Annotated in this window: 21 protein-coding genes and 1 pseudogene; 7 read left to right on the forward strand and 15 right to left on the reverse strand. The window is 37.7% G+C overall.

The features are described 5' to 3' along the window. The 3 genes from IGI37_RS10205 to bglB all read right to left on the reverse strand — a co-directional run bounded on the left by IGI37_RS10205 (position 1) and on the right by bglB (position 2,790). Positions 1–477 carry a TRAP transporter small permease gene (locus IGI37_RS10205; RefSeq protein ID WP_438763631.1) on the reverse strand — a complete coding sequence of 159 codons (477 nt, stop codon included), beginning with the start codon at positions 475–477 and terminating at the stop codon, positions 1–3. 22 nt (positions 478–499) lie between these two features. After that, positions 500–1,516 carry a TRAP transporter substrate-binding protein gene (locus IGI37_RS10210; RefSeq protein WP_438761658.1) on the reverse strand — a complete coding sequence of 339 codons (1,017 nt, stop codon included), beginning with the start codon at positions 1,514–1,516 and terminating at the stop codon, positions 500–502. A 167-nt stretch (positions 1,517–1,683) separates the two neighbouring features. Then, the gene (gene bglB, locus IGI37_RS10215; RefSeq protein WP_438763632.1) at positions 1,684–2,790 is read right to left on the reverse strand and encodes a beta-galactosidase BglB; all 1,107 of its coding nucleotides are present in this window, start codon (positions 2,788–2,790) and stop codon (positions 1,684–1,686) included. Positions 2,791–3,014: 224 nt separating this feature from the next. Between bglB and IGI37_RS10220 the strand changes: the two genes are divergently transcribed. After that, complete coding sequence (locus IGI37_RS10220; protein WP_438761660.1) at positions 3,015–3,905, forward strand: AraC family transcriptional regulator; 891 nt, start codon at positions 3,015–3,017, stop codon at positions 3,903–3,905. A gap of 269 nt (positions 3,906–4,174) precedes the next feature. Here the strand turns inward: IGI37_RS10220 and IGI37_RS10225 are convergent, their stop codons facing one another. Then, positions 4,175–5,521 (reverse strand): glucose-6-phosphate isomerase, encoded by a 1,347-nt coding sequence (locus tag IGI37_RS10225; protein ID WP_438761661.1) that lies wholly within the window; start codon positions 5,519–5,521, stop codon positions 4,175–4,177. 113 nt (positions 5,522–5,634) lie between these two features. Next, positions 5,635–6,984 carry an NADP-specific glutamate dehydrogenase gene (gene gdhA, locus IGI37_RS10230; RefSeq protein ID WP_438761662.1) on the reverse strand — a complete coding sequence of 450 codons (1,350 nt, stop codon included), beginning with the start codon at positions 6,982–6,984 and terminating at the stop codon, positions 5,635–5,637. A 129-nt stretch (positions 6,985–7,113) separates the two neighbouring features. Between gdhA and IGI37_RS10235 the strand changes: the two genes are divergently transcribed. Beyond that, a complete protein-coding gene (locus IGI37_RS10235) occupies positions 7,114–8,388 on the forward strand; it encodes an NAD(P)/FAD-dependent oxidoreductase (RefSeq protein ID WP_438761664.1) in 1,275 nt (424 codons plus the stop codon). A 162-nt stretch (positions 8,389–8,550) separates the two neighbouring features. On the opposite strand, the gene ybaK is transcribed toward IGI37_RS10235, so the two are convergent. Continuing rightward, positions 8,551–9,039 (reverse strand): Cys-tRNA(Pro) deacylase, encoded by a 489-nt coding sequence (gene ybaK, locus IGI37_RS10240; RefSeq protein WP_438761665.1) that lies wholly within the window; start codon positions 9,037–9,039, stop codon positions 8,551–8,553. Between the two features lie 131 nt (positions 9,040–9,170). On the opposite strand from ybaK, the gene IGI37_RS10245 reads away from it, so the two are divergent. After that, the gene (locus IGI37_RS10245) at positions 9,171–10,211 is read left to right on the forward strand and encodes a tagatose 1,6-diphosphate aldolase (protein WP_438761667.1); all 1,041 of its coding nucleotides are present in this window, start codon (positions 9,171–9,173) and stop codon (positions 10,209–10,211) included. A 194-nt stretch (positions 10,212–10,405) separates the two neighbouring features. Here IGI37_RS10245 and IGI37_RS10250 read toward each other — a convergent pair whose 3' ends face one another. Continuing rightward, positions 10,406–11,578: a class I SAM-dependent rRNA methyltransferase gene (locus tag IGI37_RS10250; RefSeq protein ID WP_438761668.1), complete on the reverse strand. Its 1,173-nt coding sequence runs from the start codon at positions 11,576–11,578 to the stop codon at positions 10,406–10,408. A 205-nt stretch (positions 11,579–11,783) separates the two neighbouring features. On the opposite strand from IGI37_RS10250, the gene IGI37_RS10255 reads away from it, so the two are divergent. From IGI37_RS10255 to IGI37_RS10265, 3 genes are all read left to right on the forward strand, one after another. Next, complete coding sequence (locus tag IGI37_RS10255) at positions 11,784–13,910, forward strand: LTA synthase family protein (RefSeq protein ID WP_438761669.1); 2,127 nt, start codon at positions 11,784–11,786, stop codon at positions 13,908–13,910. Between the two features lie 336 nt (positions 13,911–14,246). Further along, entirely contained in the window at positions 14,247–15,002 is a 756-nt protein-coding gene (locus IGI37_RS10260) for a hypothetical protein (RefSeq protein WP_438761671.1), read from the forward strand. Next, positions 14,999–15,532, forward strand: coding sequence for a hypothetical protein (locus IGI37_RS10265; RefSeq protein ID WP_438761673.1), 534 nt, complete (start codon positions 14,999–15,001; stop codon positions 15,530–15,532). The genes IGI37_RS10260 and IGI37_RS10265 overlap by 4 nt, the downstream gene beginning before the upstream one ends. A gap of 538 nt (positions 15,533–16,070) precedes the next feature. On the opposite strand, the gene IGI37_RS10270 is transcribed toward IGI37_RS10265, so the two are convergent. The 3 genes from IGI37_RS10270 to IGI37_RS10280 are packed head-to-tail and all read right to left on the reverse strand — an operon-like array spanning position 16,071 to position 18,554. Beyond that, positions 16,071–17,498: an ATP-binding protein gene (locus IGI37_RS10270; RefSeq protein ID WP_438761674.1), complete on the reverse strand. Its 1,428-nt coding sequence runs from the start codon at positions 17,496–17,498 to the stop codon at positions 16,071–16,073. Next, positions 17,498–18,217 (reverse strand): winged helix-turn-helix domain-containing protein, encoded by a 720-nt coding sequence (locus tag IGI37_RS10275; RefSeq protein ID WP_438761676.1) that lies wholly within the window; start codon positions 18,215–18,217, stop codon positions 17,498–17,500. Before IGI37_RS10275 ends, IGI37_RS10270 begins: the two co-directional genes overlap by 1 nt. Continuing rightward, complete coding sequence (locus IGI37_RS10280; protein WP_438761677.1) at positions 18,198–18,554, reverse strand: SdpI family protein; 357 nt, start codon at positions 18,552–18,554, stop codon at positions 18,198–18,200. The genes IGI37_RS10275 and IGI37_RS10280 overlap by 20 nt, the downstream gene beginning before the upstream one ends. Positions 18,555–18,742: 188 nt before the next feature. Here IGI37_RS10280 and IGI37_RS10285 point away from each other — a divergent pair, with 188 nt between their 5' ends. Further along, positions 18,743–19,516 carry a Cof-type HAD-IIB family hydrolase gene (locus IGI37_RS10285; protein ID WP_438761679.1) on the forward strand — a complete coding sequence of 258 codons (774 nt, stop codon included), beginning with the start codon at positions 18,743–18,745 and terminating at the stop codon, positions 19,514–19,516. Positions 19,517–20,001: 485 nt separating this feature from the next. Here the strand turns inward: IGI37_RS10285 and IGI37_RS10290 are convergent. The 5 genes and pseudogenes from IGI37_RS10290 to IGI37_RS10310 all read right to left on the reverse strand — a co-directional run. Next, positions 20,002–20,274 (reverse strand): annotated as a pseudogene (locus IGI37_RS10290) (GyrI-like domain-containing protein); the annotation flags it as partial. Between the two features lie 109 nt (positions 20,275–20,383). Further along, positions 20,384–21,343, reverse strand: coding sequence for a glycoside hydrolase family 43 protein (locus tag IGI37_RS10295; RefSeq protein ID WP_438761680.1), 960 nt, complete (start codon positions 21,341–21,343; stop codon positions 20,384–20,386). Positions 21,344–21,352: 9 nt separating this feature from the next. After that, positions 21,353–22,873, reverse strand: a complete 1,521-nt coding sequence (locus IGI37_RS10300; RefSeq protein ID WP_438761682.1) for an alpha-N-arabinofuranosidase — start codon at positions 22,871–22,873, stop codon at positions 21,353–21,355. A 4-nt stretch (positions 22,874–22,877) separates the two neighbouring features. Continuing rightward, positions 22,878–23,438 (reverse strand): DUF624 domain-containing protein, encoded by a 561-nt coding sequence (locus IGI37_RS10305; protein WP_438761684.1) that lies wholly within the window; start codon positions 23,436–23,438, stop codon positions 22,878–22,880. A 9-nt stretch (positions 23,439–23,447) separates the two neighbouring features. Then, complete coding sequence (locus IGI37_RS10310) at positions 23,448–24,311, reverse strand: carbohydrate ABC transporter permease (protein WP_438761685.1); 864 nt, start codon at positions 24,309–24,311, stop codon at positions 23,448–23,450. Positions 24,312–24,319: the final 8 nt, after the last annotated feature.

Genomic DNA, 24,319 nt, shown 5'->3' on the forward strand with positions numbered 1-24,319 from the left:
CTACCCCTCCTGTTCACTTTCTTTTTTTAATGGCTGCTCAAATAAATTCAGCAAACTATAGATAAACATAATCACACCTGATACGGGTACAGCTAGATAAACATAGCCCATTGGAATAGAGAGAGAAGGTGAAATTTGTCCCATGGTAACACTCACTGCTTTCCATCCACCGAAGACCATAATTACGGCTGCAAACACTAAAAATAAAACTTGGATGATAATTTCCAATAAACGTTTATTTTTCCCGCTAAGATTATCGCTCAACATAGTAACTGCTAAGTGACTTCTTTTTCCTACAACATAGGCAGACGCCAACATAGATAACCAAACTAAACCAAACCGAACCAGTTCTTCTGTTACTGTGTTGGGATTGTTTAATACCGTTCGAGTAAACACTTGATAAAGAACAACAAGAATCATTACTGCTAAAAGAACGGAACCAAAAATTTCTAAAACCTTATCTAAAGCATTTCTCACTGCTTTCATTTTTAAACTCCTCCTACTTCATTTCATCCGCTACAGAACGAATCTTTTTATACAGTTCACTGTATTCCTTGTCATTTTTGAACTGATCATGCAAGGGTTGGACTGCTTTTTGGAATGGTGCATTATCGACATCGTTATACACGACACCGTACTCTTTTGTTGCGGTTGCTTTTTCTTCTTCGACCGCTTTTTTGAAGACCTTCTTCTCAAATTCCGTTGACTCTTTAGCCGCTTCAAGTACCGCATCATATTGTTCCTCAGAGAGACGTTCCTTCACTTCATCATTCATGATCACGATATCCGGAACACGTGTATGTTCATCATATGAATAGTACTTTGCTACTCCACCATGCCCTGCTGTATGAAGAACAAACTCATTATTTTCTGCCCCATTAATCAAATTAGACTGTAAAGAAGTGTATACTTCTGAACTTCCCATCGGAACCGGTGATCCTCCTAATAGCTCGACCATTTTAATCGCTGTCTCACTTTGCATAACTCTGATCTTTTTCCCTTTTAAATCTTCAGGAGTGTTCACTGGACCATCTGTCATATAGAAACTTCGTTGGCCAGAATCATAATATGTCACCCCGACAAAGCCTAATTCTTCTGTTGAGTGATACACATCGTCCATAATGGTCTTATCTTCCAGAACTTCAAAAAAATGCGCTTCATTATCAAATATATAAGGGACTGAGAAAATGGCATAATCTTTAGAAAAACTTTCCAAAGCTGAACCACTTACTTTTGTAAAATCAATTCCACCTGTCTGAGTCAGCTCAATCAATTCTGTTTCTCCACCAAGCTGACCATCTGGAAAATATTCAATTTCCACTTTACCGTCCGTTTTTTCTTCAACCAATCTGCCAAATTCATTCATCGAATCGATAACAGGTTGGCTATTACTTGCATACGCATAACGCAGTACAATTTTGTCGTCTGAATCCGCTTTCGAACTACTGCAACCACTTAACATAGCTAATCCAACAGCAGAAAACATCAATCCAGAAATTACGTGCCTTTTTTTCATTCTTCTTCCTCCTGATTCCATATTTACCCATATGACTCGTTCTTGCTCCTAAACACAAGTTTAGAAATAACGTTCGTTTTTTATCTTCGAACAAGGATTTTAAGGCCACTAATATCTATTTTTCAAACAAATTTTAGTGACCAAACATCCTATCTTCTTGCTAATTTCTAACAATAAGAAACCAATAACTCTGTCAAACACAGAATTGTTAATGACTGGCCATAAGGCATGGCGGTCATTCCAATATTTTTGTAGAACTCGAGATCATCGCCCATTCCTGTTCCTACAGACACATGTTGGACTTCTCCTTTATCATCAATCTCTTCTAAAAGTCCAGCCATTGCTTTATAAGCAACCTCTTCATAGTCACTACTAATGTATTTTTTATGCACAGCTTTTAAAATTCCATAAGCAAAACCAGCTGTAGCCGAAGACTCTAAATAAGAACTTGAATCATTCAGCAAGGTATGCCATAAACCAGATTCATGCTGATACTTAGCCAAAGAAGCAACTTGTGCATTCAACGTGTTGAGCAAGAACTCTCTCAGCCCATCTCCTTTAGGTAACTCGAGAATCTCAATGATTTCAGGAATCGCAATGGTCACCCAACAATTTCCTCTTGCCCACAGTGCTTCTGCATAGTTGTGATTTCCTTCAAAAGTCCAGCCGTGATACCAAAGGCCAGTTTTCTTATCCATCAAATATTTGATATGAATTAAGAATTGATGTCTCGCTTCTTCCAAGTACTCTGGACGATTCAATAATTTCCCGATTTTCGCTAAAGGTAGAACCGTCATCATCAACGTGTCATCCCAAAGCTGATTTGTATTTGGTGGACCATATGTTGCGTGCTGTAAGCCGTTTTCATTTGTTCTAGGCATATCATGCATCACCCACTCGGCCCATTGTTCTAAGTAAGGAATATATTTTGAATCCTTTGTATCTTCATAAAGATAAGCCATAGTTAATAGTGGAGCCATGGTATTGACGTTTTTCGGTGGTGCGCCTTCTTTCATACGACCATCAAACCAGTCATTGACTACTTTCAAGGCTTTTTCATTTTTTGTAATTTGGAAATTTTTGTAAATACCATACAAGCCAACCCCTTGAGGCCAATTCCAAATAGTCCAGCTCTTGTCGTCTACTTTTAATCCATCAAAGTCCAAAAGAAACTCTCCACTGTTATCTTTGATTGTTGTTAAGTTCTCAATCATCAAGTCAATTTTTGCTTCAACTGTCTCTTTTGGCACAAATAATTCTTGTTTAATAATCATCTTCTTCACTTACTCTCCTCTAGCCGTTTTCGGCCTTTTTTCAAATAAAAGCCTATACAAAGCGCTTTCACCCGTCGAACATGCTCTTAGTTTAACAAGTTATCAAAAATGAATATATAGCAAAAATTGCCTAATTACTGTCAAAAATTGCACATAAAGCCTTTTCATTTTGTTTTTGGTGTATAATAAAAAACACAAAACCAAGGAATTTGGAGGGATTTTGAATGGCTGACCCGAAATTGCTCAATACTTCACTAGTGAACACCATGTTGTCAAATGACTATGAACTCTTTCACGTAAAAGACTTAGTGATTCAAGAAAAAACACTCTATCATTATCATGATTTTTATGAGATTCACTGTACCCTATCAGGCACGGCTAACTTCTATTTAGACGGAAAACAATACTCGCTAAAACCCGGTTCTGTTATTTTTATCAACAGCTTAGACTTGCATCGTATTGTTAAACAAGATTCAGAGGTATTTGAACGGGTTTATATGTTTATTACCCCAAACTTTTTACGGGCACACTCTAGCAAATACACAAACCTAGAACGTTGCTTTCACCCAACAGGAACAACTAAGAGTAAGATTATTCAAACAGATCCCGAACAGATTCGTTCCTATCTGTCCCAACTAGAAAAGCCTATCAATAAAAAAGACTACGGAATGGACTTGATCTATACACAACAATTTATTAATTTGTTAGTGTACTTAAACCAATTAGTCATGCGTGAGGAAAATGAAATTCAACCTAAAGAGGTTCTGGAAAATAGCATGATTGAAGAATTGATGGTGTATGTTTCAGAAAATTTAGATGCCCCACTAACACTTGAAGATGTTGCGAAAAAATTTTTTGTTAGTAAATATTACATCGCGCGCATGTTCAAAAAAACAACGGGCTTTACCTTCCACAATTATGTGCTCAAAAAAAGACTGCTCTATGCCAAGCAGCTCTTAGTCACTTATAAAAATTCAAACGAAATTTATCTTCAATGTGGCTTTAAATCCTATCCTCATTTTCTAAAAAGCTTTAAAAAGGAATTTGGTTTAACTCCCAAAGAGTATTTGAAAAAACATCAAAACCAAGAAATCATCTTCTTCGATCATCATTAATTTTGATGAAAAAGACAGCAAATACTACAAAAAAATAACTAGTTCAAGCTCTTAAATGAATCTACAGAAAAACGATAGATGATTTTTAAAAATGACTACTGGAGCAACCTTACCGTAACGACACTTGTTCCTGTCATTGCAGCTAGTTTTGCCAAAGAATTCGGCAGAGTCGGCTTTCCTCGGAAATAGTCGATAAATAACGAAAAAGGAGAATCCTTAACGGATTCTCCTTTTCGTATCTTCAATAACAATCAACTTGTTATTGACTATTATAGACGTTCGTTCAATTCTTTAGCTAACTCTTCAAAGCCTGGTTTGCCAAGTAATGCGAACATGTTCTTTTTGTACGCTTCTACACCTGGTTGGTCAAATGGATTTACGCCATTTAAGTAGCCAGAGATTCCTACAGCAATTTCAAAGAAGTACATAACATAACCTAAAGTGTAAGCATCCATTGCTGGAATTTTTACTAATAGGTTAGGAACATCACCATCTGTATGAGCGAGCAAAGTTCCCTCAAAAGCTTTGGTGTTCACAAAGTCAACTTCTTTTCCTTGTAAGTAACCTAAACCATCTAAGTCAGCTTCTTGTGTTGGAATTGCTACAGATTTACGAGGTTTTTCAACTTTTACAACTGTTTCAAAGATGTTGCGGCGTCCTTCTTGGATGTATTGACCAAGAGAATGTAAATCAGTTGAGAAATTCGCGCTTGAAGGGTAAATACCTTTTTGGTCTTTTCCTTCTGATTCACCGAATAATTGTTTCCACCATTCAGAGAAATATTGCATTCCTGGTTCGTAGTTAATCAATAATTCAGTTACTTTTCCTTTACGGTATAAAATGTTACGCATTGCCGCATATTGATACGCTTCATTTTCTTCTAATTTATCGCTTGAGTAAGCATCGCTAGCGTCTGCTGCCCCTTGCATCAAGGCATCAACGTCTGCTCCACTGGCTGCAATTGGCAATAAACCAACAGCTGTCAACACAGAGAAACGTCCGCCGACATCATCAGGAATCACAAAAGTTTCCCAGTTTTCAGCATCTGCTTCAACTTTTACTGCACCTTTTGCTTTATCAGTTGTGGCATAAATACGTTTGTTTGCTTCTTCTTGACCATATTTTTTTACAAGCAATTCTTTAAACACACGAAAAGCAATCGCTGGTTCAGTTGTTGTCCCAGATTTTGAAATGACATTCACAGAGAAATCACGATCACCAATCACTTCGATTAAATCCGCTAAATAAGTTGAGCTGATAGAATTTCCAGCAAAGAAGATTTGTGGCGCTTTACGATCCGCTTTGTCCAATAAGTTAAAGAAACTATGATTTAAGAAATCAATCGCTGCACGTGCACCTAGATAAGATCCGCCAATTCCGATAACAACCAATACTTCAGAATCAGATTGGATTTTTTCTGCTGCTTTTTTAATGCGAGCAAATTCAGCTTTATCATACTCTTTTGGCAAATCAATCCATCCACGAAAATCGCTTCCTGCTCCTGTTCCCTCGCGCAAAGTATTGTGCGCAGCTGTTACCGCACTTTGCATATAGTCCAATTCATGGTCATTAACAAATGGCGCTACTTTTGAATAATCAAATTGAATGTGTGACATGTTTTTTTGTCCTCCTTGAAAGTATACTTCATACATGTATTACTTTACGTTTTTTTCCGATTTATTTCAAGTAAATTGAGCAAATCAACTGACTTTTTCTTATAAAAATCAATCTATACCAATCCTTGTGCAAGCATGGCTTTAGCTACTTTCCCAAAGCCAGCAACATTGGCACCCATCATTAAGTTTTTCTCATCACCGTATGCTTTCGCTGTATCGCGACAAGTTTCATAGATAGCCAACATGATGCCATCTAATTTTTGGTCAACATCTTCTTTTGTCCATGATAGGCGTTGAGAATTTTGACTCATTTCTAACGCTGAAACAGCTACTCCACCAGCATTGGCTGCTTTTCCTGGGCAGTAGTATACGCCGTTTTCAAGCAAGACCTCTACTGCATCGATAGAACAAGGCATATTCGCCCCTTCACCAACAATTTTTACGCCATTATTGACTAAGTTTTTCGCATGCTCTGCGTTAATCTCATTTTGAGTGGCACATGGTAAGGCAATCTCAACCGGTTTGTCTAATGCCCAAACAGATTGACCTGCAAAATATTCTGCTGATGGGCGTTTTTCAGCATACGCTGTTAAACGTTCCCGTTTCACTTCTTTAATTTCTTTTAATAAGTCTAAATCAATTCCTTCTGCATCATAAATGAAACCACTAGAATCAGAACAAGTCGTCACTTTAGCACCTAATTCTTGCGCTTTCTCGATAGCATAGATTGCTACATTTCCACTTCCAGAAACGAAAACTTCTTTGCCTTTAAAGGAATCCTTACTATTAGCTAATAAATGTTTGACGTAATACACCAAACCATAGCCTGTTGCTTCTGTACGACCCTTGCTACCCCAAAAGTCTAATGGTTTCCCTGTTAAAACACCTGCATCATATTGTTTTAAGCGTTTATAAGCCCCAAATAAGTAGCCGATTTCCCGTCCGCCTACGCCAATATCTCCTGCTGGAACATCAATGTTTGGTCCAATATGCTTAGATAATTCTGTCATGAAGCTTTGACAAAAACGCATAATTTCAGCGTCCGATTTTCCTTTAGGATCAAAGTCACTCCCGCCTTTTCCGCCGCCAATAGGTAACCCTGTTAAACTGTTCTTAAAGATTTGCTCAAACGCTAAAAACTTCAAGATACTTAGATTCACACTTGGATGGAAACGTAATCCACCTTTATATGGGCCTAATGCAGAGTTATATTGGATACGATAACCACGGTTCACTTGCCAGTTCCCTTTGTCATCTTGCCATGGAACACGGAATTGAATCACTCGTTCTGGTTCAACCAATACACCTAAAATGTTTTGTTCAACATATTCTGGGTGATCTTCTAAAAATGCCGTAACTGTTGGCAAAAGTTCATCCACTGCCTGAATGAATTCTGCTTGCCCCGCATCTTTCTCCCGAATTTTTTGTTGAATTGACGCCACATATTGTTTTGCTTCTGTCATAGTTTCACTCTCCTTCATTCTTTGTAGCTCCTATTGTATCGCACTTTTTGCTTCTTGGCATCAAGTAGGCGTGAATTTTTTCTGAATTTTTCCATAATTTATGCTAGACTCATGATTGAGGTGATAAAAATGACTACTACATTTGATGTAATTGTTGTTGGTGCAGGAACCAGCGGCATGATGGCAGCTATTTCAGCTGCTGAGAATGGCGCTAAGGTTTTATTAATTGAAAAAAATAAAAAAGCCGGAAAAAAACTGTTACTGACCGGTGGCGGACGTTGTAATGTTACAAATAATCGGCCCGTTGATGATTTAATCGCGCATATTCCAGGAAACGGCAAGTTTTTATACAGTGCCTTCTCTCAATGGACAAATTTTGATATTATGGACTTTTTTGAAAGTCAGGGGGTTCATTTGAAGGAAGAAGATCACGGACGAATGTTTCCTGTTACAAACAAATCAAAAACCATTATCGAAACACTCCTTCAGCGTCTAATCGACTTGCAGGTATCGATTCATTTCAATTCAAAGGTTGAAAAATTAGTTCATAAGAACGGCCAAATCTATGGGCTACGCACCGAACTCGAAGAATTTCGGGCCCCTTGTGTCATTTTAACAACAGGTGGTAGAACCTATCCTTCGACAGGTGCCACAGGAGATGGTTACAAAATAGCCAAAAAAGTTGGCCATTCCATCACCCGACTTTACGCGACAGAATCGCCAATGGTTTCAGAGGAAGCCTTCATCGAAAAACGGACATTACAAGGACTTTCTCTCGATGATATTTCATTACAGGTACTAAATGAACAAGGCAAGGTTGTGACTGAACATATCATGGACCTATTGTTTACCCATTTTGGTATTTCAGGTCCGGCAGCACTCCGTTGTTCAAGTTTTGTTAATCAAGAACTCGAAAAAAATAATGGACAGCCTGTCACTCTTCGACTCGATTGTTTTCCCGAAACAACCGCTAAAGAATTAACTGAAAAAGCTAAGAATCTTTTAAATGACTCAAAAAAATCGCTAGCGAATGCTTTAAAAGGGTTTTTACCCGAGCGTCTGTTGGACTTTTACCTTGAAAAGGCGAACTTACATGAGCTTAGTGCCCCACAAGTCACTGACACGCAGTTAGACGTCTTTATTCAATTATGTAAAGGTTTTGAGTTCACGATTTCTAAAACCTTCCCCATCGAAAAGTCCTTTGTAACAGGTGGTGGAATTTCATTAAAAGAAGTCAATCCCAAAACGATGGAAAGTAAGCTTGTACAAGGCTTATTCTTTGCAGGGGAGCTACTCGACATAAATGGTTATACTGGTGGCTTCAATATTACAGCAGCTTTTGTTACTGGACATGTAGCCGGCCATCACGCAGCAGAAGTCGCGGAGTATACCTACCTAACTTAATAAAAAGAACCCTCACGATGAAAGCGCGCTGAATTCCCGCTTAAATCATGAGGGTTTTATGAAGATTGGGGCAGAATTGTTTCCCTTCGAGAACCAGGTAGATACGGTGCAACATCAACTCTAGCATGCCCCAACCTCACTATTACATAGTCTTTGGCTCCCTTATAATCGTAAATCGACAAATTTTGCCTTCGTTAATTGTTGAATACCTGCTGGCGCTAATTCCATTTGTAGTCCTCTTCGTCCAGCAGAAATAATGATGGTTTCAAAAGCTTGTGCCGTCTCATCAATATACGTCGGAAAGTTTTTTTTCATGCCAATCGGTGAACAGCCACCACGGATATAACCTGTCACAGACTCTAAATCCTTCAGGTGTAACATCTCCATCTTCTTGTTCCCACTCGCTTTTGCAAGCTTTTTCAAATCTAGTTCTTGATTTCCTGGAATAACTGCCACGACTGGCCCCGTTTTATTTCCGGTCGTCACTAATGTTTTAAAAATCTGACTCGTATTCTGATTCAGCTGCTCCGCTACATCCAGCGCACCCACATGCTCCTCTGACCATTCATATTCATGCTCACTGTAGGGTATCTTTTTTTGTTCAACTAAACGAATTGCGTTGGTTTTTGCTGGCGCTTTTTTCTTTGCCATCTTCGCTCACCTCCCCTTTAGTCTACCAAAGTTTTTTCTCAACGCAACTAAAAAAGAAGGCCTTATCGTTTGGTTCCTAGCATAACTAGGCGTACACTAAAGATATAAAAAGCTTATAGGAGGGCGCAGAAATGAAAACAAGAATTTCTAGAGGTAAATTTGAAAAAATGCAACAACTTTCAAACAATCAAGGAGTCATCGCAGCTTTAGCTATTGACCAACGCGGCTCTATGAAAAAAATGATGGAGGCAGCAGTCGGCCCTGAGAAATTTACTATGGATCATGTCTATGAATTTAAAGAACTAGTCTCTCAAGAATTAACAAAATATGTCAGTGCTATTTTATTAGATGAGGAATATGGCTTCAAAGGAATCGCCACCAAAAACCCTCAAGCTGGCTTGATTATGTCTTATGAAAAAACAGGCTATGACGTCTCAACACCTGGACGTTTACCAGAATTATTACCTAACGAATCTCTAGACCGATTAATTGAGAAAGGAGCCGATGCAGCCAAAGTCTTGGTTTATTACAACCCCGATGATCCAAAAGAAATATTGGACATCAAACATGCTTTTCTTGAGCGACTAGGAACCGAAGCACTGGCTGCAGATATTCCTGTATTTGTCGAACCAATCGTTTATGATAATGACATTCAAGACGACCATTCACCTGAATTCGCTAAAATTAAACCCAAAAAAGTAATTGATACCATTAAGGAATTTACCAAAGATAAATACTATATTGATATTCTAAAAGTGGAAGTTCCTGTCTTATTTAACCTTGTCGAAGGCTATACAGCTGAAAACGTGGCGCCCGTCTACACCCAAGAAGAAGCAGCAGCTTACTTCAAAGAGGCCAGTGATGCCGCTACACGACCATTTATCTATTTAAGTGCAGGCGTTCCTGCTGAAATTTTCAGAGACGAGTTAGTCTTTGCTGGAAAACACGGCGCGACCTACTCAGGAATTTTAGGTGGTCGAGCTACTTGGCGTGATGGCGTGGAAATTTATGGTAAACAAGGAAAAGAAGCACTAATCAACTGGCTTGATACCCAAGGAAAAGAAAATGTGGAAGAATTAAACCAAATTCTCGCACAATACGCTAAACCTTGGTATGACAGTTACGGTGGCTTAGAAAATATCGAAGTATTCGATATTGATGTAATGAAATAACTCTCTCTTTATCAAATAAGGACTGAGCCCAAAAGTTAGATTGAAAGTCTAACTTTTGGGCTCAGTCCTTATTTGACTCCCACCAACACTAACGAAGAGTCGTTTGTTTAAATCTTTCAAAAAACCAACTGTTTATTCAGCTGGTTTAAATTTTTGACGCTTTTCTTCTATAATATGAGCCGTATTTTTGTCTCTTATTTTGAAACTTTATAAAAGAAGACTTTTAAGTAATTGCCTTCTTCAAATTCAGGGATTGTCTTAAAGTCAGCCGGAAGAGAATATTCGTTAATCTTTTTAAAGCGTACGTTCTTTTTCTTAAAGCTAGCTTCAATCATCTTTTGAAACTTCTCTTTTGATACATTGGCCGCATTGGTTGAAGCAATCAAAAGACCCTCTTTTGTTAGAATATCCACGCTATCTTCCACTAAATCACCATAGTTCTTAGCGACACTAAAAACTTTCTTTTTATTTCTAGCAAAGCTTGGCGGATCCAAGACAATCACATCAAAGCTTAACTTCTTTCTAGCGGCGTATTTGAAATAGTCAAAAACATCCATCACAACAATTTTATTTCCTTCTAAACCTAAATGATTTACTTGAAACTGTTCTTGCGTTTTTGGTAAGCTACGTTTGGCAAGATCGACACTAGTTGTTTGGCTCGCACCGCCCATTTTTGCCGCCACAGAAAAGGCGCCCGTATAACTGAACATGTTCAAAAGGCTTTTCCCTGCGACAAGCCCCATAGATAACTCTTCTCGCACTTCTTTTTGATCCAGGAAAATCCCCGTCATCAATCCCTCATCCAAATAGGTTGCATAATTAATCCCATTCTCTTTTACTAGTAATGGCTCCGGTGCTTTTTCACCATACACAAATTGGCTTTCTGGCAGCGTCGCATCAGAAAAACGAATTTTTTCATACGCGCCAGATACTTCTGGAAAAACTTGCTGGAAAGCTGCCACAAGTTCTTCTTTGTTCTGGAAAAGCGTCTGATTGTACCACGAAAAAATGGCGTAAGAGTCATACAAATCAATAATCAACCCACCCAATCCATCGCCTTCTCCATTAAACAATCGAAAAGCGGTCGTCGTTTCATCTGAGAAATAGCGTTGACGAGATTGTTTTGCTGTCATAAAAAGTTTTTCAAAAAAACCTTCGTGAATCGGCTCGTCTTTTTTGCTCAATACCCAGCCAATTCCTTTATTTTGTTCGCCTAAATACCCTTTGGCAAGAAACTGTCCTGTTTCATTTATAAACGAAACCCATTGATTTGTTGGCTTAACTTCCTTTATTAAATCTTCCTTTTGTAGCAATGGATAGCCACGACGAAGCTTTTTTTCTGCTTGTTTTGTTACCTTAATTTCCATGTAATCACCTGCTCTTCTAATCTATCTTGTTTAGTATAGCAAAAAAAGAAAGGACTGTCTGAGACAATCATTAAAGAAAACGTTAAAATAGCTAGGAGATTCTTATTTCAATTGACACAAAAGCTTGTTGCGAGTAGAATGAAAAGAAGTTATGGCAATCATTGATGTGTTTTCATTTTGCCTACAACGGAAAGGAAGGTTAAAATTGAAAAAATTAAAAATTCCCGCATTTTTAAACACGCGGCTTGGCTTTTTTTCATTAGCAGCCTTATTATTTTGGATAAAAAATCTATTTGCTTATCATTTTGACTTTAATTTGGGTATAGAAAACTCATTTCAGTATTTCATTCTAATAATTAATCCAATTGCAACAACTCTATTCATGTTGGGGATTGCGTTATATATCAGAAGAACCAAGGCTTCCTATATAACGATGATGATCATTTATTTCTTAATGACTGTCCTACTTTTCTCAAATGTCACCTACTATCGCGAATTTACGGATTTTATCACTGTAAATACTATGTTAGGTGCCGGAAAAGTTGCTAGTGGATTAGGTGAAAGTGCGCTACGCCTGTTACGCCCTTATGATATCGTGTACTTCTTAGATGTCATTGTAATGGCTGTCTTGCTTATCTTTAAGAAAATAAAAATGGATGCCCGTCCTGTACGTATTCCAATGGCCGTGGCTATTTCAGCCTTCGCCTTGATGATTTTCTCTGGAAACTTGACACTTGCAGAAGCGTCTCGCCCAGAATTATTGACTCGAACCTTCTCACGTGATTATATTGTCAAATATCTTGGGATTAACGCCTTCACCGTTTATGATGGTGTGACGACGTACAAAACAACTCAAGTTCGTGCACAAGCCAGTGCCAATGATATGAAATCTGCTGAAGAATATGTCAAGAATCACTATGCTGCTCCAAATGATGAGATGTTTGGTATCGCTAAAGGAAAAAATGTTATTTATATCCATTTAGAAAGCTTCCAACAGTTCTTATTAGACTATAAATTAAAAGATGAAAACGGCGTGGAACATGAAGTAACCCCGTTCTTAAATAGCCTATATCACAGCAATAGCACCTTTGCTTTTGATAACTTCTTCCATCAAGTTGCTGCTGGGAAAACCAGTGATGCAGAAACGCTAATGGAAAACTCGTTATTTGGTCTAAATCAAGGATCATTATTCACTCAATTAGGGGATAAAAACACGTTTGAATCGGCCCCTGCTATTCTCGATCAAACACAAGGTTACTCAAGTGCTGTTTTCCACGGAAATGCTGGGAACTTCTGGAACCGAAACGAAACGTACAAACATTTAGGCTATGAAAACTTTTTCGATGCTTCTTACTATGACGTAAACGATGAGAATTCATTCCAATATGGCTTGCACGATAAACCGTTCTTTAATCAATCGGTTCAATATTTGGAGCACTTACAACAACCTTTTTACTCAAAATTTATCGCAGTATCTAATCACTACCCTTATTCACAATTTACGAATGACGAAGGTGGTTTCCCTCTAGCAGATACACCTGATGAAACAATCAACGGATACTTTGCTACAGCCAACTACCTAGATAAATCTGTTGAAGAATTCTTTAACTACTTAAAAGCGTCTGGTTTATATGAAAACTCAGTTGTTGTCCTTTACGGCGACCACTACGGTGTTTCTGAATCTCGTAATAAAAACTTAGCGCCTTTACTTGGTAAAGACAAAGAAACTTGGACAGACTTTGATAATGCACAAATGCAACGTGTTCCTTATATGATTCACATTCCTGGCCAAGAAAATGGTGGAATTAATCATACGTACGGCGGTCAAGTTGACGCATTACCTACTCTGCTTCATTTATTAGGGGTAGATACAAGTAATTATATCCAACTAGGTCAAGATTTATTCTCTAAAGAGCATGACCAAGTCGTTGCCTTTAGAAATGGTGATTTTGTCACTCCTGATTACACTTATCGTGGTGGAACTGTTTATGAAAACCAAACAGGTCAAGCCGTTACAACTCTTTCTGAATCGTTAACACAAAAAGTGGCCGCTTGGAAAGATGAAGTCGATAACCAACTAAGTACATCTGATCAAATTAACAATGGCGACCTTCTTCGTTTCTACACGGAGAGTGGTTTAGAAGCGGTTGATCCAACAGATTATACTTATAAGAATTCTCTAGACCGTTTGATTGCTCAAGAAAACAAACTAGGCGATAAATCAACAAGCGTATTCAGCAAAAATAAAAACAAATCAACCGTTGATTTGTATAAGACAGAAACGTATAAACAATATAATGGCGAACCTTCAACAGAAGACGCCGACAAATAATCAACTAAAGCCGAGATGCACAAAATTGCCTTTTCAATTTTTGTGTATCTCGACTTTTTTTTAACCCATTTTCTAAAGACACTCCTACTTCGGACTTACGACAAAGCTACTTAATTTGTATGAATAGTTGATTACATTCTAGCCCTCCACATCATTTGACGTAGCGCTTTTCCCTGACCTCTTCAGTCTCTCTCACCTCAATTAAAAAACAGCTAACAAAATTAAAAACACTCCTTTGAGCGTTCGCCCACCTTTCGTAAATCCTTCATTTTTTTTATTGCAGTTCTTCATACTTTATTCATAATCATTGCCTATACTGATGATGAGGTGAAAAGCATGAAGACACTTTCCTATGCAGTGGCAAGTATTCGTTACCACAAAAAGTTTTCTATTATCTATAGTTTATTTTTTACTCTCTTCTTGTTCTTGTTTACTCTACTACTCAATTTAAAGAAGATGATTCTTCTTTTACATACCCAAGTGGCGACTCGAATCGCATTGATCGAGTCACAATTAAAGGAGCCCGCAGCCACGCCTCCTTTAGATAGTCATCAAGTCACTGAGGTCACTCATATCTATGAATCTGTCCTCTATGTTTTAATGGGTCTATTTCTATTATTGGCGATCTTTATGTTAACGGCTTTCTTTCGTTTAAAAAAAGCTGAAGTCCTTCAATGGCGTATCGTCGGTTTACGGTTTCGAGAAATTCTTCGTTTGTTACTCGTAGAATCTTTACTGCCCGCAGTAGTTGTCACTCTAGTCATCGGTTCGATTCTTTTTGTCTTTCAAACGACTTATGAGACATTGCTACAAACGATCAACTTTCAAGTGTTGCATTGGTTAAATTTAAACGACTATACAGTCAGTGTAGCAACACAGGCTGCAGAAAATCATTCCTATGTCATTGGTCTACCCTTTGATAATGTCAGTCTCTTTAAAGTAGACTTTACCAATCAATTTTGGTTATCCGATATTTTCATCACTACTTTACAAGTTTTTTGTGCCATGGCCATTGCCATAAGTTTTATCATTAGTTCAATTAGCCTATTTTTTATTAAACACTGGACAAAGAAAGGAAGGTGGTCACGATGACCTTTCATAAACTAGCTGACCTGTTTGAAGAAACACATTTAACTGCTATTTTAGAGCCATCAGAACGTTTGGATGAAGATCTGACCTACTTTATCGAGTATGTCTTTCAAACCGTTGATTCGCCGTTTGGGTTGCTTCATCTCGAATGGTTACCTGTACCTTATCTATCTATCACAGATAATCTGCTACTTGGTTCATCATTAAAGAAAAAAGAAGCCAAGTCACAGCTGGTAGAAACACTTGCTTTGGTCAATCTAGATGCTGAGGTCATCACCAAATCATTAGATGAACTCTCTAGTTTGGAAGGCTTAAAACTTCAACTAGCTCATAATTTGTTGTTACAAAAACGAGCTATCCTTGTTGGAAATGTCTTCCCGACTCTTTCTGTTCAACAAATCCAAGAATTTCTCCCTCTGTTGCGGCAGCTTGCCAAACGAACACAACTGGCAATTGTTGTCTTAACACCAGATGAATCTATCGCCAATAGCCCTTACATGGACGAATTCATCTGCCCTGTAGATAGCTTGTAAATCAAAATGAACCTCGCTTAAGCCTATTTTGGCTAAAGGAGGTTCGTTTTTTTTGCTCTTTGTCAAAGAGCCATAAAAATTTGATAATTGTAAATTGAACAGATACATTTTTAAGCGCACAAAATACCGGTTGGGACAGAAGTGTTTAACTCCGAGAACCAGGTAGGTACTGTGCAACATCAACTCATACTTCGTTGTGTTTTACAGCAATAAGAAGGAATTCACGGAAATGACAAGAAACACGAAAGCCTTTCTTTCGATGTTGATTGATTCCTACATGGTGCTCTTCAAATTTTTGTGAATTTCAGCTTATTTCCGAACCTTCAACTCTAGCATGTCTCATGCGTAGAAGTTGTTGAGAGCGGAACAACGTCCTTCAATTCTTAAGGTGTTTCACCTTTAGAGATTGATGAGATCGGAGTATGGTTTTTACGTAGTGCAGATGGAGTTGCTTCTGTACCCACCGTTTATTCGGATAAAGAGAGGCTGGGACATAACTCAAAAAGTTATGTCCCATGCTCTGGCTCCACCATCTTTTTTATACGGACTCTGCTTCTGTCAGCTCGACATCTGGGAAACTAATCATAAAGGTCGTCCCATGACCTAACTCGCTTTCTACTTCTAGCTTTCCTTTGTGTAAACGAACAAGCTGTTGTACAATCGGTAAGCCTAAACCAGACTCGCCGTATTTCGTATTCTTTCTTGACGGATCAACCTTATAATAGCGATCCCAAATACTTCTTTGTTGTTCTTCACTCATCCCAATTCCCGTATCGGAAATTTTGATAATTGTCTCAAGATAGCCTTTTTCAATACTGACGCGAATCTCACCATCTTGGGTAAACTGGATCGCATTTTGTAAAATGTTCACCATAATTTGAACAAAGCGGTCATAATCCGCATAGACTTCGATTGACTCTGACGTCTCTAAAATGAGTTGATCGTTTGCCGCATTCGCCTTATTCTCCAACTGCGTTAACAAATTCGCTAATGTCTGCGTTCCATCAAATTTTTTGATGACCATACTAATCTGATTGGTTCGGATTTTTTCATAATCAAGATTTTCATTCACTAGTCGAATCAAACGTTCGGTCTCATTTTTCATCAGACGAACCGCATTTTCCTTTTGACTCTCAGGAATCGCGTTATATTCCAACCCTTCTAATAACCCATTGATGGTCGTTAGTGGTGTCCGCATCTCATGTGAAGCATCCGCCATAAATTGTCTGCGCCGTTCCTCTTGTTGTTCAATCTCCTCCTGTGAGGCCTTAAGAGAGCTTGCCATCTTGTTAAAGTCTTCTGCTAAATCATCAAACTCATCTTTGTCGTGTGCCGGTAATACGATGTCAAAGTTCCCGTTTGTGATTTCTTTTGTTGCCGCACGCATCCGCGTAATTCGTTTCACTTGAAATGAGGCAAATAAATAACTCACAATCAGCGCGATAATACTCGAAATGATGAAGCCCTTAAACAAATTGACCGTAAACGATTGAACGCTATCCTCGATATTCTTCGCGGGTTGACTCAAAATAAGGACGCCGTAGAACTCTCCTTGCAGATTAACGGGCACCATCATATAAGACGTTGGTTGATTTTCACCATAGATGTTCTTTTTATCCGTCACTTTTTTTCGTTCGCCACGTGCAAAGGCCGACCATTGACTCTCAGAAATCTTAACATTCAGTTCTTTTTCTTTATTTTGTGGATAGATAATTTGGTTGTTCTTAGCAATAAACACAAAATTTACTGATTGCTGACTTAAGACAGTTTCTGTATAATTTAACGACTCTTCAAACGGATTATTCTGTGCCAATTTCTGAACCGATTCAGCATAATCAGAAAGCTGTTTATAATTATTATCTTCAATTGTTTGTTTGGTAAATTGGGTAAAAGATACCCCTACGATCAGTAGAATCAACGCAATGACACCCCAGAAAGCTAGCAATTGTTGATAAAGGTATCTCATTAGGCAACACCTGAATCATCAAACTTGTACCCGACACCCCAGACGGTTTGAATAATTTGTGGACCCACTTTTTCGATTTTTTGACGTAACTTTTTAATATGTGCATCGACCGTCCGTTCATCACCAAAATATTGGTAATCCCAAACTAATTCAAGTAACTGCTCACGCGAGAACACTTGGCGCGGTTTTTTAGCTAATGTAAAGAGTAAATCAAATTCTTTTGGTGTTAGCCCATCAATTGGTTTTCCGGCCAGATAAGCTTCTCGAGTTTTGGTATTCATCTTAAAATGCGCCGTCTGAACATCAAACAGTTGATCACTTTCTTGGCTTGTTACAGGTCCCTGCTCGGCAAGCTCACTACGACGGTGCAAAGCTTTCATTCGAGCAATCAAGGTTAATGGACTAAATGGTTTGGTCACATAGTCATCTGCGCCCATCTCTAACCCAATCACTTGGTCACTTTCCGAATCACGAGCCGTCAGCATGATAATCGGAACGGTACTTGAAATTTTACGAATTTCTCGTCCCACCATCATACCGTCCATGCTTGGTAAATTTAAGTCCAATGTCACCATATCCCATTTTTCTGGTTCTTTTAAAAAGGCCTCCAAGCCCTCTTTCCCATCATATTTGAAGGTCGCTTCCCAGCCTTCATTCAAAAAAAACATTTGCATCATCTCTGAAACAGATTCATTATCTTCAATCATTAAGATGTTCATTTGCTTCACTCTCCTGTCCGAATTTTTTATCAAATTTCTCTAATTTTTTTTCAGTTAAAATAAAAATAGGTAGGATTGGAAAGACTAAAACGAGCATTTCAATTAAAAAAAAGTTCGTCTGCTCTGTCGTCTTTAATCCCCAACCAATCAAGGCCATCATACCGCCAAAAATAAGGAAATTCCAGCTACCGACCTTTTGCGCATATCGAAAATGCGCATCACTTTTTTCCGCCAATACCGACCGATACCCATACATACGATAGTGACGCTTTGCAGGTATTAGTTTAAATAGAAGTCCTAAAACAAATAAAAAACTTCCAACATATAAAAAAATCATTTCAATCTCCCCTACCTTCTCTTAATAGTATACTCTAAAAGCAGTCCAACACCAATTATCTTCAACATTTCTTCACGAAAGCTTTTGGTTTTATTCAATTTTTGATATGATAAAGAGTAAGTTACTATAAATAACAGAAAATAATTCATTGGATCGTTACAAATTATATTTTATGAGGAGCTTAGATTATGTCAAACTACCGTGCTGTTGCCTTTTTTGATTTGGATGGAACCCTACTAGACGCTCATTCAAAGATTACACCTGAAGTCGCAAATGCTATGAGTGCACTTAAAAAAAATAAGGTCTTACCCGTAATCGCTACTGGCCGTACTGAAATTGAAATTATTGGAATCAAAGAACAAGCCGGCATCACCTCAAATATTGTCATGAATGGGGCTTTTATTCGTGTTGATGGAGAACCCGTTTACTCAAGTTATTTTACAGAAGAAGAATGTCAACGGATGTATGAATTAACGGAAAAACAAGGTGATCTTCTGTCCTATTACAATGAGGAACATATTTGGTGTACAGGCCACAATCAAACGCTAGTTGACTCTTATAACTTTATTCATTCAGAAGTGCCACCGATTCATCCTCTTGGTTTCAAAGAACATCCCGTTAAGATGTTACTCGTTTTATGTCAGTCTGGAGATGAAGTCTATCACGAAGCCTTTCCTGAATTAACTTTCTACCGTAATGGTCCTTACTCTATCGATACTGTAAAAAAAGGAATTTCAAAAGGAAGCGGCGTTGCAAAACTTTTAGAGGTTATGAATCTTGAAGGTGTGCCAACGTATGGTTTTGGAGATGGGCCAAACGACTTTGCTTTATTAGAAGCCTGTGACCACAAAATCGCAATGGGCAATGCTATTACTGAACTAAAAGAAATCGCGAGTTTCGTTTCGAAGAAAAATACAGAGGGCGGGATTGTTCACGCACTTAAACACTTTGATTTAATCTAACAACCGTTTCCTTTTAAAAGTATTTGTTTAGCACTATCAACGACTTTTCTGGACTGCCCTCTTGGGTGGTCTTTTTTTGTTAAGAAATCATGAAGCTAGTTGATTCTTTTTCGACAATAGCATAGAATAAACAAGATGTTTTTTATAAATAAAACGATTTGATAGACATTCAAAAAAATAAATGGATTACAGCTAGTTTATGTAAAGGAGTTACTTTATGGAAATTTTAGTTATTTTTATTATTCTTTTTCTCATCAGTCTTGGCTCAATTATTTACGGATATACTAAAAAAAATAAATCTCTACTATTAGGTAGTTTTGTTATTATCATGGCACTATTTACTCTTATTCTTTACATAATTTGTGCCTTACCACAAACGCTATAACTCATAAGCTACAAAGTAAATAATCTGTTATTTTCCCTCAGACAGTCTAGGGCCCGCGTCAATTTGACAAGGGCCCTAAAACTTTTTCAATTGAAGATATTTAGGACGGCTTGTTCACTGCAATCCAAATTTCACTATATAACTCTTCTTGATTTTCAGAATACTCTGTGAACGTAATCTCAGGCGCCTCCACTAGCTGATAGTCAGAAGAAGGCAACCATTCAGAAAAAATATTTGCCATTGTTTCTTGCAGCGTCTCAGGAAACGGACCTTTGTTTGGAAAAATAGCCCAAGTGTGCGCAGGTATTTCCAACTGTTCCAAGTCATCATACCTATTCTCTTGCGTTGAAAGAAAGCCAATCATGTGTATGAGATTAAAAGATACTGATTAGCAGTGCCAGACTCTTGTATAGTAGATTAAAAAAACTTCTCAAAAGAAAGTCATTTCTTTCTCTTAAGAAGTTTTACAGTAGTTTTCATTGTTATTTGCTGTATGCTTCTGGCTCTCCAAACACCGGAAAGCCCTTCTCATCCCACTGAAATATTTGAGCATTCGCATGGCGATTGGGATTATCTAGCGGATCTCCAACCTTATTTTTTTCTGGACGTGCATGATAGATTAAAACATCTTCTGTATCCTCTTCGTTTCTTGTAAACGAATTATGCCCTGGACCAAACTGTTTATTTCTCTCAGACGAAACAAAAACGGGTTCTTCTAATTTATTCCATGAATAACCATCCAACAAATCATCCTCGTCATTTGCCCACAATAAACCCATCTTATAATTTTCATCCGTTGCACTTGCAGAATAAGAAATAAATACTTTATGGTTTCGTTGAATAACAGCAGGTGCTTCATTTACCATAAACCCAATTTTTTCCCAGTCATGCTCAGGTATAGACAAGAGTGTCTCTTTCCCTTTAAGGGTCCAAGGATTCTCCATCTCAGAAATATATAAATTGGAGTTCCCAGGAATTCTAGGCTCTTGTTGCGCCCAAACATAATAAAGTTTTTCTTTGCAACAAAACACGGTTGCATCGAGGCTAAAGCTATCTATTTGAGTGATAATTTGCCCTTTCTCTTGCCAATCCATATTCATCGGACTCTCATTACAATTTTCAATAACAAACATTCGATGATGATGAAACTGATCACGAATATTTTGATCATCACTTGCTGCAAAATAAATATACCAACGACTATTAATAAAATGAATCTCTGGCGCCCAGATTAGCTGACTCATCTTTCCTGTCTCTGGGGCATGCCAAACAAGCAATCGTTCACTCGTCTCTAAATCATTTAGTTGCTTTGCTCTTCTCAATTCTATTGCCTTATACCCTGGCAATGAACCTGTAAAATAGTAGTACCCATCTGTATGTTTATATACCCAAGGATCGGCTCTTTCCGTAACTATAGGGTTTTTATATTTAGTGTCTGCCATATGAATTCCTCAAACTTTCTCAATTCTTACCATATTCCATGAATAACTTGGAACAGAAATCGTTAGTTGTTTTTGTGTCTCCAACGAGATTTTTTCTTCAGTCGGAACAATTTTGTCTGGTGTTTCTCTTAAATTTTTATCTAATAAATTCGGGCTTTTTAAACTAGTATGAAGCCCTTCCTGTGCTAAATGAAAGTCGTGGTCCATCACAACAGTTTGTTCCTCGGAAGATCGATTGACCATAAATAAAACAAGCGCATCCTCATTTTCAACAACGACATGATCGACAACTGGAACATCCGTAATTTTCTCACAATCATAAGTTGGCCCATCAAATTGACTAGTCAACACTCTGCCTTTTGCATGGTTAGCCAATTGCTCCATAACAAAGTAAGTTGGATTACGCCAAGCTTGACCATTTTTATCAGTCAAAATTAAAGGAATTGTGTTGACTAATAAAGACTGACAAGCAATCTTGACGCGGTCAGCGTGTCGAACTATCGCTAGTCCTAGTGAACCAAATAGTAACGTATCCTCCATCGTAAAATAACACCAATCTATTGGGCTACCGACTTCAAAATTATTGTGCGATTTTTCTGGTTGAGAATGAACGTTCCATTCATCAAAAGCTAAATACATGGTTTTATCGCTTCTCAAATACCCTTTCACATAATCACAAGTAGCAATAATTTCTTCAATTTGACGATCAAAGCGATAAGATTTTGCTAAATAAGTTGGTGTATCATCTCGTTCATTTTTGGGTGGTCTTGTTAAATCATCCTCATCATATTTATCAATGTAATTATGTAGAGCTAAATAATCAACATTTTCATATGCCTCTTCTAAAGCAATTCTGTCCCATTCTGGATAACTTGCCAATCTTGGTGTTGAGCTACCTACCAAAATCGTTTCAATAGAATCATCTACTAGCTTCATTACCTTTGCTGCCTCATTGGCCAATCGTCCATATTCATAAGCTGTTTTTGTGCCGATTTGCCACGGTCCATCTAGCTCATTACCCAAGCACCATAACTTAATATTAAACGGTTCCTCTTGCCCATTGGTTCTTCTTAAATCACTCCAGTAGGAACCGGCTGGATAATTACAATATTCAACAATATTTCTCGCCTCATCAATTCCTTTTGTTCCTAAATTTACAGTGAAGATAGCTTCTGCATTCGTTAGTTGTAACCACGAAAAAAATTCATGGATGCCAAATGTATTCGGCTCTATTCCTCGCCAAGCGAGATCAATTTTTCTCGGCCGCTCTTCTTTTGGACCAATCGTATCCAACCAATTGTACCCTGAAGTAAAGTTTCCGCCAGGATAACGAATAACGCCCAAATTCAATGCTTGAATGTATTTCATTACGTCCAAACGAAATCCTTCTTCATTAGATTCCGGATGTTCTGGTTCATAAATCCCACTGTAAATTGTGCTACCCATATGTTCAACAAATGAACCAAATAATCGATGGCTAATATCCCCCACTACAAAGCCATCTCTTACACTAATTTTAGAAATAGTCATACGTTTATTTACCTACCTTTACTATTAATAACGAAACTAGTTTCCAAAACCCACCAGCAAACAGAAAAAGCGCTAATGGGAAAACAGAAACAAATAAACTGAACATTCCCACTAAAAGAAGGGCCACGCTCGTTTCCCCGAAATGGAAAATAACGTCGGCTGCGCTTTTCATAAACATTTTTTTGGCTGTTCTATTAGAATAAATGACACAATTACTCATCCAGGATAGGAGAAATATGCCGTAAATTATCAGTGATCCGAAACAAACCACCCCGAACAATTGACTTCCTTCTCTAATCATCACCTTCATGATAACTACTATAGAAAGTGTCAATAAGTTGAGCAAAAGATTACTAAAAAGATTTCTTTTCATCCCCCTAAAAAAGGTCAAAAGCAACCCTTGTGAAGTCCCTTTTTTCCATTGTGCAATCACATATAGACTTGCAACACTCGCCGGAACAATCGTTAGAATAGGCAATGAACAAGTGATCCACATAAAGCCCAGTAAAATATAATCTGCAATGATAATTAGATGCCCATAAACTCTAGTTTCAACTATCTTCATTTACTCTTCCTACTCCTTCATTCCAGTCATCGCGTTACTTTGAACAAAATATTTTTGTGCAAATATATAAATAATCAGTAGTGGCAACATAGAAATCACTGTCCCAGCCATAACTGGCCCATAGAAGGAAATATTTTGACCAGAAAACAAAGCCAATCCTGCAGGTAAGGTCCGCATTTTTGAGCTACTTGTTAAAATCAATGGATACAGTAAATCATTCCAACTATTCATTAACGTGAAAATCCCCAATGATAACAACGTAGGTTTACTCAACGGTAACATAATCTTCCAAAAAATCTTGAACTCATTTAAGCCGTCAATCCTTGCTGCTTCCTCCAATGAAGCTGGTAAAGTAATGAAGAAGGATCTCATCATAAATATCCCAAAAGCAGTCGTCATTCTCGGAATAATCAACCCTGCATACGTGTCTAATAGCCCCATTACATTGACTTCAATAAAAAGTGGAATCATAAATACTTGAAAAGGAATCATCATCGTTAATAACACAAAATAAAAAAGGGCTGATTTTCCTTTGAAGTTCATTCGAGCAAACGCATACCCTGCTAAAGAATCAAAGAAGACTGAGGTAATCACTGTCCCACCCGCAAATATAACTGTATTTTTTATATAGTCTAACAAAGGGATGGTCGTCCATACCTTAAGATAATTATCTAAGGTATATTTATTTGCAAAAATCTTAGGAGGAAAAGAAATAATATCTTTTTCAAATTTGAAAGAAGAAATTATTAACCATATGAAAGGAAAAGCAATTACAAAAAGAACCAGTATCATGCCGATTTTCCCTAAAATACTTTTCCCACTCAAATTTCTTTCTCTTTTTACTGTTTTAGTTTCTATATTCCCTGATGCCATCTTTTCAC

The organism is Enterococcus sp. AZ194, from assembly GCF_051713825.1.
Classification (GTDB): Bacteria; Bacillota; Bacilli; order Lactobacillales; family Enterococcaceae; genus Enterococcus_K.